Source organism: Falsochrobactrum tianjinense, assembly GCF_019100495.1.
Lineage (GTDB): Bacteria > Pseudomonadota > Alphaproteobacteria > Rhizobiales > Rhizobiaceae > Brucella > Brucella tianjinense.
Genome location: NZ_JAHRVA010000002.1, coordinates 18,675 through 34,367 on the forward strand (window position 1 = coordinate 18,675; position 15,693 = coordinate 34,367).

Consider the following 15,693-nt stretch of genomic DNA (forward strand, 5'->3'; position numbering starts at 1 on the left):
ATGAAAAAATTCGCATTGATGGCAGCTTTGTCCGCCGTACTGATGGCGGGAACTGCGGCTTACGCCGCCGATGAGCCGCGTTCGGGTGGCGTTGTGAATTTCGTAGCGCCCTATGGGGACAGTTTTTCGTCGCTTGATATTCACGCTTCGCCTGCCACGCAGGACGAATTTTACGCCAAGGCCATTCATCGCACGCTTTATGATTGGGACGCTAACGAAAACACGCCGGTCCTCGGGCTTGCCACAGAAGTGAGCGCTTCAGATGACAAGCTGACCTATACATACAAGCTCCGCCAGGATGCCTACTTCCATAATGGAAAACAGCTGACGGCAGATGATATCATCTGGAGCTATACAAGGATGATGGACCCCAAAAAGGCATTCCCTCCGGCTCGTTATATCGCTGAAATAAAAGGGGCAGATGAATACACGCAAGGTAAAGCCGAGGAAATTTCCGGCCTGAAAAAGATCGATGACCATACGCTTGAAATCACGCTCAACCAGCCGATCGATCCCAAATTCCTCTTCATGCGCAACAATACCGCGATTTATCCCGCTGGTGAAGGCGATAGCGAGGAATTCCAGCGTCATCCTGTCGGGCTTGGGCCTTATAAATTTGCCGAGTATATTCCCGGCTCGCGCCTGACGGTCGAGAAATGGGACAAATATTACGAAAAAGGCAAGCCCTACGCCGACAAGATCAATATCATGATCATGGGTGATGCGGCGGCGCGCGACGTTGCCTTCCGCAACAAGGAAATCGATGTGGCGGTGTTGGGCTCGGCGCAATATGTAGCCTACCAACAAGATCCGGAACTGTCGAAGAACCTGCTGGAAGTGGCTGAGGTCTATACGCGCATGGTTGGTTTTAATCCCGACCATAAACCGTTTCAGGACAAGCGCGTCCGCCAGGCAATCAATTATGCTATCGACAGCGATTTGATCATAAAACGCCTCGTCAAGGACAAGGCATATCGCGCAGTGAGTTGGCTGCCAAATTCTTCGCCAGCCTTCGACAAGGATGCAAAGCCTTATCCCTATGATCCGGAAAAGGCGAAAGCCCTGCTAGCTGAAGCCGGCTATCCGGACGGCTTCGAGTTTGAATTGACGGCGACGCAAAACGAAAGCTGGGGTCTGACCATTGTTGAGGCCATAATTCCGATGCTCGACAAGGTTGGCATCAAGGTCAAGGCCAAGCCGGTGGAGGCTTCCGTGCTTTCCGAGGTGGTGCCAAGCGGTAATTTCCAGGCTTTCATGTGGTCGCTTGAAAGCGGGCCCGATCCGCTGACATCGCTACAGTGCTTCTATTCCAAGACGCCGCAATCGGCTTGTAACTATCAGAAGTTTGCCAATGCGGATTTCGACAAGCTGATTGACGATGCGAAGCTAGCCGCGACGGAAGAAGAGAAGAACGAGCTTCTGCGCAAGGCCAACAATCTGTTGCAGGAGGAAGCGCCGGTCTGGTTCTTCAACTACAACAAGGCCGTTATGGCTTATCAGCCATGGCTGCACGGCCTTCAACCCAACTCCGCCGAGCTTGCTATTCAATCCTACGAAAAATTGTGGGTAGACGAAACGGTTCCGTCCGGGCGCTGATCCCCGGTCGAACAGGATCGGCCCGCTCCAGCTAAACTGGTGCGGGCCACTGATCCCCTTTGCTCCAGCGCCTTGAGCGCTGATACGGAAGGAGGACCGTGTGCTTTATTTTATCGTGCGGCGTGTCTTGCAGATGATACCGACCATCATAGCGGTATCCTTGCTGATATTTGTCATTTTCAGCGTGGTGCCGGGCAGCATCGCGTCCGGACTGGTCGCCAGCGGCAAGGGTATGAATGACCCCAGAGCCGTGGAGAAGATCACTAAGGAATTTGGGCTGGACAAGCCGGTCTACGTGCGCTTCGGCAATTATCTGGTGCAGCTTGCCCAGTTCGATCTTGGTACGTCCCATCGCTCGCGCCAGCCTGTCGCCACGCTCATTCAGGAGCGCATGTGGCCGACGCTTAAACTTGCTTTCGCTGCGATGGGCTTTGCCATTCTCATCGGCGTGCCGCTGGGTTTCATCGCAGCTCTCAGGCCCGGAAGCCTCCTCGACAGCGTGACCATGATCGGTGCGGTTTCGGGTCTGTCGTTGCCGCAATTCTGGCTCGGCCTGCTTGCAATGTATCTGTTTGCGCTCACACTCGGCTGGTTGCCCAGTTTTGGCTATGGCGATGGCGGCATACGCAATATCATCCTGCCCGCCATGACATTGGGCGTTGCTCCTTTGGCGCTTCTTGCGCGCACGACGCGCGCGGCGGTTCTCGAAGTGATGAATGCGGATTTCATTCGCACCGCGCGCTCAAAGGGCATGAGCAGCTTCCGGCTTGTCAAATGGCATGTGGGGCGCAATGCGCTGGTGCTCATCATCACCACGATCGGCCTCCAGTTCGGTTCGATGATGGGGCAGGCGGTCGTGGTGGAAAAGCTTTTCTCCTGGCCGGGGCTCGGATCGCTTCTCATCGACAGCGTTTCATTGCGCGACATTCCGGTCGTGCAGGGAGCAATCCTCGTGATCGTATTGTGGTTTCTGGTCATCAATACGATCGTTGACATTCTTTACGCGGTCATCGATCCGCGCATAAGCCACGAGTAAGCTCATGAATCTGCGTTTCAATTTCGTACTCGGCGGGGTTCTGTGCGTCATCATGCTGTTGGGTGCGGTGTTCGCACCCTTTCTCGCTCATTATCACCCGGTGATGGACGCCGATCTGATGAGTGCGGAAATGCCGCCTGATGCACAATTCTGGTTCGGCACGGACGCACAGGGCCGCGATGTCTTTACGCGCATTCTTTATGGTGCGCGGGTCTCGCTGACCGTCGGCATCGTTTCCCAGTGCATCAATACAGTCATCGGCCTTTGTTTCGGTATTTCCGCCGGTTATTTCGGTGGCTGGTGGGATGATTTCGTCAATGGCCTCACCAATTTGATGCTGGCCATTCCGTCGCTGATCTTTGCTCTCGCCATCATGTCCGTGCTTGGGCCGGGCCTGCCAAGCCTGTTGCTGGCGCTTGGCCTCACCAACTGGTCATGGACCTGCCGCATCGCGCGCAGCTCCACCTTGTCACTGAAAAAGCAGGGCTATGTGCAGGCGGCAAAGACGCTTGGTTATAGCGATATCCGTATCATGATCACGCAGATCGTGCCCAATATGATCGGCCCGATTCTGGTTATCGGGACGCTCGGCATGGGCGATGCGATCCTTGCGGAAGCGGCCCTTTCCTATCTTGGCCTGGGTATCAGCCCGCCATCACCGAGCTGGGGCAATATGCTCACCGATGCGCGCGAACTGATCGTGAATGCGCCATGGGCTGCGATCTTCCCCGGTATTGCAATCTTCCTCACCGTGCTTGGGCTCAATCTCTTCGGGGATGGTCTGCGCGACTGGCTTGACCCGCATATGAGGACGCGCAAGATATGAGTGAAAACATGCTTCTGGAGGTGGATAAACTCCGCCTCGACATCGTATCCGGCAGCCGCAGGCATAATGTGGTGGAAGATGTTTCTTTTACCATTCGTCGGGGAGAAACTTTCGGCCTGGTTGGTGAATCGGGTTGCGGCAAGAGCATCACGGCCCTGTCGATGATCGGCCTGCTGCGCAAGCCGCTGGCCATCACCGGTGGCTCCATCCGCTTCAAGGGACAGGATTTGCGTTTGGCATCGGCGCGTGAAATGCGCAAGCTGCGAGGAAACCGCATCGCCATGATCTTTCAGGAACCGATGACGGCGCTTAATCCGCTATCGTCGGTGGGACGGCAGATCGCTGAAATGTTCGTACTGCATCAGGGTGCGACCTGGCATGAGGCGGAACGCAAGGCGGTCGAGGCATTGGCGAGCGTGCAGGTTCCTGCTCCTGATCAGCGGGTGAAAAACTATCCCCACCAAATGTCAGGGGGGATGCGCCAGCGTGTCATGATCGCCATTGCGCTGGCCTGTAATCCCGATCTTTTGATCGCAGATGAGCCGACAACCGCGCTTGATGTGACTGTGCAGGCGGAAATCCTGCGTCTGATGCATGAATTGTGTAATGCGCGCGGCACGTCCGTACTGATGATCAGCCACGATCTGGGGGTGATCGCCAAAATGTGCCGCCGCGTCGGCGTCATGTATGCGGGACATCTGGTCGAAGAGCGCGGGACGGCGGATTTGTTTCACCATCCTTCGCATCCCTATGCGCAAGGGCTTCTCGCGTCGCTGCCGCAACTCGGCTCACGCCAGAGCGAAGGCCAGCGGCGCTTGCAGGAAATCGAGGGCGTCGTGCCGTCCATTTCCGCTTTTCCAAAGGGATGCCGGTTCGAGCCGCGCTGTACGCGCGCGACCGACATATGCCGGGCGTCTCCGCCTGAACAGACTCCGCTGGCGGATACTGGTTTCGTGAGGTGTTTCCACCATGATTGACAGGGCAACCTATTCAACCGCACTTGCCGAGCCGCTGGTCCGCATCGACGATCTGTGCGTCTATTTTCCCATCGGCAACGGATTGTTCAGCCGGTCCAAGCAATTGCTGCGGGCAGTCAACAATCTCAGCCTGACGCTGAACAAGGGCGAATGTCTGTCGGTTGTCGGTGAATCGGGCTGCGGAAAGTCAACGTTGGCCCTTTCCATTGTCGGCCTTCAGAAGCCTACTCATGGGGAGATCTATTTCGAGGGCAAGCCGATTACCGGTAAGGACGAGCCGTCCCGGCTGGAGCGGGCGAAAATGGCGCAAATGGTGTTTCAGGACCCCTTCGCTTCGCTCAATCCGCGCCAGACGGTCTATACTTCGCTGGCGGCTCCCTTGCGTATTCATGGTATCAGCAACCGTAGCGAGCTTGATGGGCGGCTGGAAGAAATCCTGCGTCTTGTTGGCCTGAAGCCCGAACAGGCCAAGCGTTATCCGCATGAATTTTCCGGTGGCCAGCGCCAGCGTATCGGCATTGCGCGCGCGCTTTTGCTCAATCCCAAAGTGATCGTCCTCGATGAGCCGGTATCGGCACTCGATGTTTCAATCCGGGCGCAGATCATCAACCTGCTGCTGGAACTCAAAGAGCGGCTTGGCCTCTCCTACATCATGATCAGCCATGATCTGAGCGTGGTCGAACATATGAGCGATCGTGTGGCGGTGATGTATTTCGGGCAGGTGGTGGAAACGGGGCCGTGGAACCAGATTTTCTCCAACCCTACGCATCCCTATACGCGGCGGCTCATCAGTGCCATTCCCGATCCAATGACCGAACTTGCGGGTGGAAAGCTGATCGATGAAAGCGTGCCCCCAACGCCCCCGGCAGGCTATGAATTCTATCCGAGTAGCTTCGGCACGCATGATGTGCATGAGGTGCCCCCGCCGACCCGGTTAGTGGATATTGGTGGCGAGCAGAGCGTTCGGGTCATCGAGGAGGCGTGAGCCAGTTTAAGTGGTTTTAGCCCGCAGCTTCTGCTCGCCGAGAACGAAAGCGCTGTTGATGAGAATGGCCAGGGCCGCGACAATCAGGCCCCCTTGCAGGACGAAGGCGGTATTGCCCGACAGAAGACCTGCGACAATGACCTCGCCCAGCGTGCTTGCGGCAACGGTTGAGCCGATGGTTGCGGTCGCAAGCGAAATGATCGTGCTCAGCCTTATGCCCGAGAGGATGACTGGAAGGGCCAGAGGAAGCTCGACCTTGAACAGCAATTGCGGTTCGGTCATCCCCATGCTGCGCCCCGCATCCACCACCGAAGCGTCAAGCTCGGTCAGCCCGGTCAGCGTATTTTCAAATATTGGCAGCAGGCCATAAAGCACCAGCGCTATGAAGGTCGGCACCGAGCCGAAGCCGAAAACCGGAACTGCGATGGCAAGCACAGCGACCGGAGGAAAGGTCTGGCCGATATTGGCGATGGCGCGCGAGAACGGCAGGAATTCGCGCCCGCCTGCCCGGGTCGTCAGAATTCCCAGAGTGACGGCGACGAGCGTCGCGGTAAGTGTTGCAGCCCCCACCAGCACGAGATGATTGATTGTCAGTCTCAACAGTGAGTTCTGCGTATAGATCGCCGGAGCATTATTGCGCGCATAGGGTGCAAGCAGGCCCTTGAAAAGCTCTGGTTCGAAAAGAAAGGCGCATAGAAATAGCAGTAGGGCGGCTTTGGCGATTGTACCTGCTCTCATGATGCCGCCTTGCGGGCATAGTCTTCGATAGCGGTGCGGGTGACGCGCCCGATTATCTTGCCCTCGCGGCTTACTGGCAGGGCAGGGCGACCCGACCAGAGGCTTGTGCCCAGCGCCTCGCGCAGCGATGCGGAGCTCGCCACCGGCTCACCATCCGCATGACCCGTTTCGATCAGTCCGCTGACCGTATTGAGGGCGAGCAGTCGGAACACGCGGTCACCGCCGCCGCCAAGCAGCGCGCGGACAAAATCCGTGGCGGGATGGGTGATGAGCTGCTCTGGCGTCGCATATTGGAGCAGTTTCCCCTTGTCCATGACCGCAATGCGGGAACCCAGACGGATGGCTTCCTCCATATCATGCGTCACCAGCACGATTGTCGTGCCGTAATGTTTCTGGATTGCCAGCAGGTCTTCCTGCGCCTTGTCGCGAATGATGGGATCGAGCGCACCGAAAGGCTCATCCATCAAGAGGATCGCCGGGTTGGAAGCCAATGCGCGGGCTACGCCGATCCGCTGTTTTTCTCCGCCCGAAAGCTCATGCGGCATCCGCTCGCGATAAAGCGCGGGGTCGAGACGAAACAGCGACAGAAGCTCATCCACACGCTCCGAAATTCGTGTTTTGTTCCAACCGAGCAGCACTGGCACCGTGGCGATGTTTTCGGCGATGGTGCGATGGGGAAAAAGCCCATGGCCCTGAATCGCATAGCCGATGCCGCGCCGCAGAATATGTGCGGGCAGTTCACGATTGTCGCGGCCATCGATCCGGATCATCCCGGAGGTTGGCTCGACAAGGCGGTTGATCATACGCAGCAAGGTGGTCTTGCCTGAACCCGATGTGCCGACGATAACCGCTACATCGCCCGCGTCGACGGTCAGTGATACATCGTCTACAGCAGCCTGCGTGCCGTAGATGCGGCTGATATTTGCGATCTCGATCATGGGCTTTGCTCCATATTCGGGTGGCCACGACTGATTTCGATCAGCGCGTCGAGCAGAATGGCGGCGGCGAAGGCCATGGCAACGGTTGGCAGCGCGCCCAGCAGCACCAGATCAGTGGCAGTCTGGCTGATGCCCTGAAAGACGAAAATACCAAGCCCGCCTCCACCCACCAGCCCGGCAATCACTGCAAGGCCTATATTCTGAACCAGAACGACGCGGATGCCGGTCAGGATCACCGGAAAGGCGAGCGGCAATTCGACCGAGAAAAGCCGCTGAAAGCGGGTCATGCCGACACCATTTGCGGCATCGACCACGGCTGGCGCAACGCTGTCGAGGCCGGTAACGGTTGCCAGTGCGAGCGGCAAAAGCGCGTAGGCGACCAATGCAATGAAGGCAGGGGCCGGGCCGATACCGGCAATGCCCAAGGCTGCTGCACCGGGAAAAGTGGCAGCAACCCATGCGAGCGGCGCAATCAGCATTCCGAACAGGGCCATGGAGGGAATGGTCTGGATGACGTTGAAAACTGACAGCACCGCATCGCGCAACCGCTTGATCCGGTGGATCAGGATGCCGATGGGCGTGGCGATGAGAAAGGCCACCACCAGCGAACCGCCAGCGAGCAACGCATGGGTGCTGAGCGCATTCATGAACGGCCCCCGATGCGATGCATATTCCTTGAGGATCGAAAGATCGCTCCACACTCCGGCATAAAGGAAGATGCCCAGCACAATGATGAAAACCGCAAGTGCTGCAAGGCGCGTGAGCGGTTTGAGTTGCAGGCGCACGAATGTATCGCCGATGGCAAGAGCCAATGCCAGAAACATCAGCCAGAAGCTGCTGCCGGGCGAAACGCGCGCATAATCATTGTCGGAAGGAGTGAGATAGCTGGCGCTTGAGCCGATGGTGATTGCCAGCGCCAGCAGCGACACGCTCAATATGGCAAGGCGCAATTGCGGTGCGGTGCGCCAGACCATGGCAAGGACTGAACCGAGTGCCAGCGCGATCATGGCGAGCGATTGCCAGAACGGCAATGCGTCGAGGATCGTCACTGGTGCGGTGGCGGCAATGCGATTGGGCCGCACAAGCGCAAAAGGCTGCACGAGCGCTACGATAATGATGAGCGCGATCACCAATCCCAGCCGGTCGAAGCTTAAACGCGCGTGAGCAGCAGTGGCATGATCTGCTTTTGACTGCATGAATGTCCTGTTCGCCCAGAGCAAGAAGGGCAGCAGAAGGGTCTATTTGATGAAGCCCTTGCTGGTGAGATAATCGCGCGCCACATCGGCTGCCGGTTCTCCGCCCACCTGCACACGCCCGTTCAAGTCCTGCAAGGTTGCCAGATCAAGCGAAGCGAAAACGGGCTTGAGCAGCTCTTCAATCTGCGGATACTCCTTCAATACGGCTTCGCGGATGATCGGAGTGGGCAGATAGACCGGCTGCACTCCTTTGTCATCTTCCATGACCACAAGGCCCGCAGGCGCAATGCCGCCATCGGTGCCATAGACCATTGCCGCATTTGCGCCCGAAGTTTGCTGTGCTGCGGCCGCGATGGTCGCTGCCGTATCGCCGCCCGAAAGGGTGATGAGCTGTTCGGGCTTGAGGGTGAAACTGTAGGCGGTCTGGAAGGCGGGCAGGGCGGTGGGCGAGGTGACGAATTCCGACGAGGCCGCAAGCTTCACTTCGCCGCCCCCGGCGACATATTTGCCGAATTCAGATAATGTTTTGAGATTGTTCTTTTCTGCCAGATCCTTGCGCAGCGCAATGGCCCAGGTATTGTTGGCGCTTGCAGGCGTCAGCCACACGATCTTGTTGGCGTCATAATCGAGCTTTTTGGCTTCCTGATAGCCTTCTTCCGGCTTGTTCCAGACCGGAAGGTCCGCCTTGTTGAAGAAGAAAGCAGCATTGCCGGTATATTCAGGATAGATATCGATCTGCCCCTGTATGATCGCTTCGCGCACGATTGGCGTCGCGCCAAGCTGTATCTTGTCGGCAACGGGGATATCGTGGGCTTTGAGGACCTGGAGGATGACATTCCCTAAAACACCCCCTTCGGTGTCGATCTTCGAACTGACGACAACATCGGCGGCGTGGGCGCTCGTTGCAGCAACCATACCGACAAGGAGGCCGGCCATGATCAATGATGTTTTCATTATTCTGGCTCCATTACAGTCAGGCACGCTGGAAGCTTAACGCGATTAGCGCGCGTCCGATAGGGTCAAGGCAGATTCAGGGTAAATATCGATCTGTATACTGGCTGCTGGAGGAACGGCGCCGCCGGGGCGGCACCATTTGTTATCAGTCAGAAATTCCAGTCTTCATCCTCTGTCGCGACGGCCTTTCCGATGACATAGGAGGAGCCGGAGCCGGAAAAGAAGTCGTGGTTTTCGTCGGCATTGGGAGACAATGCGGACAGGATTGCCGGATTGACCTTGCAGGCTTCGGCAGGAAACAATGCTTCATAGCCCAGGTTCATCAGCGCCTTGTTGCCATTATAGTGAAGGAACTTCTTCACGTCCTCCGTAAGGCCGACGCCATCATAAAGCGCTTCCGTATAGCGAACTTCATTGTCATAAAGTTCCAGCAGAAGTTCAAAGGCGAAATCCTTGATTTCCTGTTTTTTCGCCTCATCCAGATCTTCGATGGCGCGCTGGTATTTATAGCCGATATAATAGCCATGCACCGCCTCATCACGGATAATGAGCCGTATGAGATCGGCGGTATTGGTCAGCTTGGCGCGACTCGACCAGTACATGGGCAGATAAAAGCCCGAATAGAACAGGAAGCTTTCAAGAAAGACGCTGGCGATCTTTTTCCTCAGTGGATCGCCAGAATGGTAATTATCGAGAATAAGCGCGGATTTCTTTTGCAGAAACTCGTTTTCTTCCGACCAGCGATAGGCGTCGTCCACATCTGGCGTGAGGCAAAGCGTGGAGAATATCGACGAGTAAGAACGCGCATGTACCGCTTCCATGAAGGAAATATTGGACAGCACCGCTTCCTCATGCGGCGTGGCGGCATCCTCCATCAGCGTCACGGTGCCGACCGCGTTCTGAATTGTATCCAGAAGGGTGAGGCCGGTAAATACACGGATGGTAAGCTGCTTTTCCACGGGCTTGAGTGTTTCCCATGACTGGATGTCGTTGGAAAGCGGGACCTTTTCAGGCAGCCAGAAATTTCCCGTCAGACGGTTCCAGACTTCGAGGTCCTTGTCGTCCTCAATGCGGTTCCAGTTGATTGCGCGCGCAATGCCGGGCTTTTTCGAAGAGTTGGGTTTGAATTGCATGTTCATTGCTTCACCTTGGATCAAAGAGCGCACGAAACGCAGCCTTCAACCTGCGTTCCTTCCAGCGCCATCTGGCGCAGGCGGATATAATAGATGGTCTTGATGCCCTTCTTCCATGCATAGATCTGGGCGCGATTGATGTCGCGCGTGGTGGCCGTATCACGGAAGAACAGCGTCAATGACAGGCCCTGATCGACATGCTGCGTGGCGGCGGCATAGGTGTCGATGATCTTTTCAGGCCCGATTTCATAGGCGTCCTGATAATATTCGAGATTGTCATTGGTCATGAAGGCGGCGGGATAATAAACGCGACCGATCTTGCCTTCCTTGCGGATTTCGATCTTTGAGACGATCGGATGGATCGAGGAGGTCGAATGGTTGATATAGGAGATCGAACCGGTCGGCGGGACGGCCTGAAGGTTCTGGTTATAAAGCCCGCCTTCCATTACGGACTTCTTCAGCTTACGCCAGTCTTCCTGCGTGGGAATGGCAATGCCTGCGTCAGAGAAAATTTCCCGCACCCGATCGGTGGCCGGCTCCCATTGCTGGTCGGTATATTTGTCGAAATATTCGCCGGAAGCATATTTGGATTTATCGAACCCCCTGAAGGAGCGCCCCGTCTCGATTGCCAGCCGGTTGGATGCGCGGACGGCATGATAGGTTACGGTGTAGAAGTAGATATTGGTGAAATCGATGCCTTCTTCGGAACCATAGAAGATCCGCTCGCGCGCCAGATAGCCGTGCAGGTTCATCTGGCCGAGGCCGATGGCGTGGCTTTCATCATTACCGCGTGCAACCGACGGTACCGAGCCGATATGGCTGGTATCGGAAACGGCGGTCAGCGCACGGATCGCGGTTTCGATGGTCTTGCCGAAATCGGGTGAATCCATCGCTGCGGCAATATTGAGCGAACCGAGATTGCAGGAAATATCCTTGCCCAGATGCTGGTAGGACAGATCGTCATTAAAGGTGCTGGCTTCGCTGACCTGAAGGATTTCCGAGCAGAGATTGCTCATGGTGATGCGCCCGTCAATCGGGTTGGCGCGGTTCACCGTATCTTCGAACATGATATAGGGATAACCGGACTCAAACTGGATTTCCGCCAATACCTGAAAAAACTCGCGCGCCTTGATCTTCCTCTTGGTGATGCGGGCGTCATTGACCATTTCGCGGTATTTTTCCGTCACTGAAATTTCAGTGAACGGCACGCCATAGACACGCTCCACATCATAGGGCGAGAACAGATACATATCCTCGCCATTCCTCGCCAGTTCAAAGGTGATGTCGGGGATCACCACACCAAGCGACAGGGTTTTGATGCGGATTTTTTCATCGGCATTTTCGCGTTTCGTGTCGAGAAAGCGCATGATGTCGGGATGATGCGCGTGCAGGTAGACCGCGCCTGCACCCTGCCGCGCGCCCAGCTGATTGGCATAGGAGAAGGAATCCTCCAGCAGCTTCATCACCGGAATGATGCCGGAGGACTGGTTCTGTATCTGCTTGATAGGCGCGCCGGATTCGCGAATGTTGGTCAGGCTCAGCGCCACGCCACCGCCGCGTTTCGACAGTTGCAGCGCCGAATTGATGGAGCGGCCAATCGACTCCATATTGTCCTCGATGCGTAGCAGGAAGCACGAAACCAGTTCGCCGCGCTGTTTCTTGCCTGCGTTGAGGAAGGTCGGTGTCGCCGGTTGATAACGCCCTGAAATAATCTCATCGACCATTTCGCGCGCAAGCTGCTCATCGCCGCGCGCAAGCGTCAGCGCCACCATGCAGACGCGATCTTCATAGCGTTCCAGATAGCGCTCTCCGTCAAATGTCTTGAGCGTGTAGCTGGTGTAATATTTGAAGGCACCAAGGAAGGTCGGGAAGCGGAATTTTTTCGCGTAAGCTTCGTCGAAAAGATCGCGCACGAAGTTGAAGGAATATTGATCGAGAACCTCTCGCTCATAATAGCCTTCCGTCACCAGATAATCGAGCTTCTCACGCAGATTGTGGAAGAAGACGGTGTTCTGGTTCACATGCTGGAGAAAATATTGCCGAGCGGCCTGCCGGTCCCTGTCGAGCTGAATCCGGCCGGCATCGTCATAAAGGTTGAGCATGGCGTTGAGCGCGTGATAATCCAGCGCCGTTTCTGCCGGTCTGGTCGCCGTCTGCGTCACAGATTCTTCTTCTATGACGCCGGTTTCACGCTCGCGGGTCAGGGTCATATCTGCCGTTTCCAAAATCGTTCCATTCCGTTTTTGACATTGCCAATATCGTCCTCGGTTCCCAGAAGCTCGAAGCGGTAGAGATAGGGGACCTGGCATTTGGCGGAAATAATCTTGCCGGCGAGGCCGAAAGCTTCGCCGAAATTGGAGTTGCCCGCAGCGATCACGCCGCGAATGAGCGAGCGGTTATCCGCATCATTGAGAAAGCGGATAACCGGCTTGGGAACCGCGCCTTTGTAACCGCCGCCGCCATAGGTGGGTGTGACGAGCACGAAAGGTTCATTCACCCGAAACAGGTGCGAACCGTCTGCGTAGCTCACCAGCGGAATGCGGCGCGCGCGTATTCCAAGCCGCATCACGAACCGATGCGTGTTTTCCGAGCGGCTGGAAAAATAGACGATCTGGCCCATGGCAAAGTTCCCCGCAGCGTCCGATCCGTTCAGGCGAGGGCGCTGATCATGTCGGGGCGGAAACCCGCCCAATGGGTTTCGCCTGCGACGACAACCGGAACCTGCCGGTAGCCCATGCCCTGAACGAGATCGTAAGCATGAGCATCGGCGGATATATCGATGACCTCATATTCGGTGCCCTGACGGTCGAGTGCGCGGGTGGTGGCGGTGCATTGCACGCAGGCGGGCTTGCTATAGACGGTGACGTTCATTTCATCCTCACTTACTGGTCGGCAAAACTGGGAGGTGGTTTGGAAAAAAGACGCAGAAAATCGCCGCGCATTTGGGTGCACGTGAAATCAACGGCTTATTGTCAAGGACAGACTATCCGCAGCTACAGCGGATCAATCGACGGGCTCGCGGGCCCGGTCGCTCCAAAGCGGAGCCTATTGGAACTGGTTGATTTGACATGCTCTTCACCCCGAAGCTTGTGGTGGGATATTCGGGGGCAGCAATGCAGGCACGGCAATTGACTGCCATGCTCGACTGCGCGCCATCCGGACACCCCGCCCGTGGACGTTCATGTTCAAGGCAGGTCTCCTGGCTTGCGGATCATCGCCCTGTGTCCGCCTTCCCGGAATACCCGGTGGCATGGTGGACAAGAACTCGTCGCTTACAGTTGCGGGGGCAGCTCCGGCATTGCGCTGTCTTCTGTAAACAGCCCGCACCGGATTCCCATCTTCGCTTTCGACACTTACGAATCGAAAGCACCCTGAACACAAGATATGGTATATGAAGTTAATTATGCGTCAATAACTAGATGCGCGAAAACACAAGTTCTCCACCTTCCGGTGGGGGCCCATTATCCATGTTGTTGGCGGTGCCTGAGAAGCATGGGCGCATATTCTACAATATAGAGGCCGAAGGCCGCCATCCATAACAGTGCCGACGCGGCAAGCAGTGTATGGAAGAAATTTGGCATTATCTCCGCAAAGGGCCGGATGAGCGCTGACGCAACGATGCACATATAGGCCACCTGCGTCAGGGACGAAGCGGCCAGTTTGTGTCCCGTATGTCCACGTGTCGCGCGGGTCATCACCGCGAGCATCATGCAGCCGACTACTCCGACCGTCATCACATGCAGGGCCGAATAGGGGTTGAGCCTGCCGAGCGCAGCACAGGCAATGGCGATAAAACCCGCAGGAATAAAGGCATAGGAGACATGTAGGATCAGGAGCAGCTTCTCGCGCGTCACTGCCCAGCCGCGCCAGCGATAGAGCCGCACGGCATGAAATGCTGCGGCAATCATGGCAAGCACTGCGGTCAGCGAATGGTCGGGGGCCGAAATCCAGCCAAGGCAGGCGATTGCGCCGACGAGGATGCACAAGCCGTCATAGCGGTTGAAAGGCACGGGAAAACGTGTTTCGCCCGTGCGATTGAGCCAGTTGCGGGTGAAGCTTGGTATGATCCTTCCGCCGATCAGCATGACGAGCAGCACGAAGGCGCTCACTCCGAGACGGTTGGCGAGCGCCACATCACCATTTGTCAGCACCATATAGTGGAAGGTGAGATTGGCGATCATGATGATAGCCACGCCGCTCAGCACCTTGAGATTGCGCCACTGCTTGCCTGCAACGATCTCACGCGCCGCAATGAAAAGTAGCAGCGGCAGGAACAGGCTTTCAATGATCACGGCAATGTGGAGATGCATCAGGTCGGGTGCCAGAAAAACGATTCTTCCGGCAAGCCAGACCCCGACCAGCGATGCGAGCGGCGTGCCTGAAACCGGTAGCCTGCCGGTCCAGTTTGGCACGGCGGTTAGCAGAAAACCCGCCAGAATAGCGGGCGCGAAACCGAACACCATCTCGTGCGCATGCCAGTTGACGCCGCCGTAAGAGCCGCCAATGGAAAGGCCGATGGTGAGCGACAATATCCATAGCAGCATAGCCATGACCGCCCATATGGCTCCACCAAAAAAGAAGGGGCGAAAGCCATAACCTAAAATTGCCGGACCGGTAGTTTTCAGGCCGCGCGCTATCGCACCCCGGCGTATGAAGGGCGTTGCACCCGGACCGGCGGAGGCAGTCGGTGTGCTTTCCTGTGTCGTCATGGCTTCCTCATCATTGCAACCGGCCCCGAGCATAGACTTGGGGCCGCCCTACCGGTAGCGATCAATCTATTGTGCGCTGGCGAGTGCTTTTTCCAGTCGTTTCTGCACCGCTTTAGGCTTCTTGGCCGCGACAATTGCATCGAGATTGGCCGGATTGTCGCCTACTTCGATGAGCGCGATCATGCCCATGGCATAATGCGGTGTGCATTTGACGAGATAGGCACCAGGCTGGGTCACGGTCAGCGTATAATTTTCATTGATCTTGCTTTTGAACTTTTCCGCGCCTTCGGGAATCATATTCTTGATCGACTCGACATTGTGCCCTTTGTCCACCGGAATGAAAGTGATAGTGTCCCCGGGATTGGCCTTGATCAGGGCAGGCTCGAAAACCATTACGCCTTCCGCACCTTTGTTCAGCATGTGGACTTCAAAATTCTCGGCCAAGGCGGGGGCAGCCATCAGAAGGCAAAGTCCAGCGGTAGCGAACGGAATGGCAATTTTACGCATTTTAATTCGATCTCCATAAATAGGTCCCAGCATCACCACGGTGCCGGTCGGGCCACGTTGATATTAGTCTCTGGCAAACGGGGCTTCTTTGATGAAGA

14 protein-coding genes, 1 pseudogene and 1 riboswitch are annotated in these 15,693 nt (G+C 56.4%); of the genes and pseudogenes, 5 read left to right on the forward strand and 10 right to left on the reverse strand.

Annotation, left to right across the window (positions count from 1 at the left end):
- The 5 genes from KUG47_RS05735 (at position 1) to KUG47_RS05755 (ending at position 5,420) form a co-directional block, all read left to right on the forward strand.
- The gene (locus tag KUG47_RS05735; RefSeq protein ID WP_217677014.1) at positions 1-1,596 is read left to right on the forward strand and encodes an ABC transporter substrate-binding protein; all 1,596 of its coding nucleotides are present in this window, start codon (positions 1-3) and stop codon (positions 1,594-1,596) included.
- 100 nt (positions 1,597-1,696) lie between these two features.
- Positions 1,697-2,632: an ABC transporter permease gene (locus KUG47_RS05740; RefSeq protein ID WP_217677015.1), complete on the forward strand. Its 936-nt coding sequence runs from the start codon at positions 1,697-1,699 to the stop codon at positions 2,630-2,632.
- A gap of 4 nt (positions 2,633-2,636) precedes the next feature.
- On the forward strand, positions 2,637-3,458 hold the full coding sequence (locus tag KUG47_RS05745; protein WP_217677016.1) for an ABC transporter permease: 822 nt from the start codon (positions 2,637-2,639) through the stop codon (positions 3,456-3,458).
- Positions 3,455-4,435, forward strand: coding sequence for an ABC transporter ATP-binding protein (locus tag KUG47_RS05750; RefSeq protein WP_217677017.1), 981 nt, complete (start codon positions 3,455-3,457; stop codon positions 4,433-4,435). The genes KUG47_RS05745 and KUG47_RS05750 overlap by 4 nt, the downstream gene beginning before the upstream one ends.
- Positions 4,428-5,420: an ABC transporter ATP-binding protein gene (locus KUG47_RS05755; protein WP_217677018.1), complete on the forward strand. Its 993-nt coding sequence runs from the start codon at positions 4,428-4,430 to the stop codon at positions 5,418-5,420. Before KUG47_RS05750 ends, KUG47_RS05755 begins: the two co-directional genes overlap by 8 nt.
- Positions 5,421-5,426: 6 nt before the next feature.
- Here KUG47_RS05755 and KUG47_RS05760 read toward each other — a convergent pair whose 3' ends face one another.
- From KUG47_RS05760 to KUG47_RS05805, 10 genes and pseudogenes are all read right to left on the reverse strand, one after another.
- Positions 5,427-6,158, reverse strand: coding sequence for an ABC transporter permease (locus tag KUG47_RS05760; RefSeq protein ID WP_217677019.1), 732 nt, complete (start codon positions 6,156-6,158; stop codon positions 5,427-5,429).
- The gene (locus KUG47_RS05765; protein ID WP_217677020.1) at positions 6,155-7,096 is read right to left on the reverse strand and encodes an ABC transporter ATP-binding protein; all 942 of its coding nucleotides are present in this window, start codon (positions 7,094-7,096) and stop codon (positions 6,155-6,157) included. Before KUG47_RS05765 ends, KUG47_RS05760 begins: the two co-directional genes overlap by 4 nt.
- A complete protein-coding gene (locus KUG47_RS05770) occupies positions 7,093-8,292 on the reverse strand; it encodes an ABC transporter permease (protein WP_217677021.1) in 1,200 nt (399 codons plus the stop codon). The genes KUG47_RS05765 and KUG47_RS05770 overlap by 4 nt, the downstream gene beginning before the upstream one ends.
- Positions 8,293-8,334: 42 nt before the next feature.
- Entirely contained in the window at positions 8,335-9,228 is an 894-nt protein-coding gene (osmF, locus tag KUG47_RS05775; protein ID WP_254799366.1) for a glycine betaine ABC transporter substrate-binding protein OsmF, read from the reverse strand.
- A gap of 167 nt (positions 9,229-9,395) precedes the next feature.
- Positions 9,396-10,385, reverse strand: coding sequence for a class 1b ribonucleoside-diphosphate reductase subunit beta (gene nrdF, locus KUG47_RS05780; protein ID WP_217677023.1), 990 nt, complete (start codon positions 10,383-10,385; stop codon positions 9,396-9,398).
- A 14-nt stretch (positions 10,386-10,399) separates the two neighbouring features.
- Positions 10,400-12,508, reverse strand: a pseudogene (gene nrdE / locus KUG47_RS05785) (class 1b ribonucleoside-diphosphate reductase subunit alpha); the annotation flags it as partial.
- 77 nt (positions 12,509-12,585) lie between these two features.
- The gene (gene nrdI, locus KUG47_RS05790; RefSeq protein ID WP_217677025.1) at positions 12,586-12,999 is read right to left on the reverse strand and encodes a class Ib ribonucleoside-diphosphate reductase assembly flavoprotein NrdI; all 414 of its coding nucleotides are present in this window, start codon (positions 12,997-12,999) and stop codon (positions 12,586-12,588) included.
- Between the two features lie 29 nt (positions 13,000-13,028).
- A complete protein-coding gene (nrdH, locus tag KUG47_RS05795) occupies positions 13,029-13,250 on the reverse strand; it encodes a glutaredoxin-like protein NrdH (RefSeq protein WP_217677026.1) in 222 nt (73 codons plus the stop codon).
- Between the two features lie 301 nt (positions 13,251-13,551).
- Positions 13,552-13,768: riboswitch (cobalamin riboswitch) on the reverse strand.
- A 72-nt stretch (positions 13,769-13,840) separates the two neighbouring features.
- Positions 13,841-15,088, reverse strand: a complete 1,248-nt coding sequence (locus KUG47_RS05800) for an NnrS family protein (RefSeq protein ID WP_217677027.1) — start codon at positions 15,086-15,088, stop codon at positions 13,841-13,843.
- Between the two features lie 66 nt (positions 15,089-15,154).
- Positions 15,155-15,595: a pseudoazurin gene (locus KUG47_RS05805; protein WP_217677028.1), complete on the reverse strand. Its 441-nt coding sequence runs from the start codon at positions 15,593-15,595 to the stop codon at positions 15,155-15,157.
- Between the last annotated feature and the right edge of the window lie 98 nt (positions 15,596-15,693).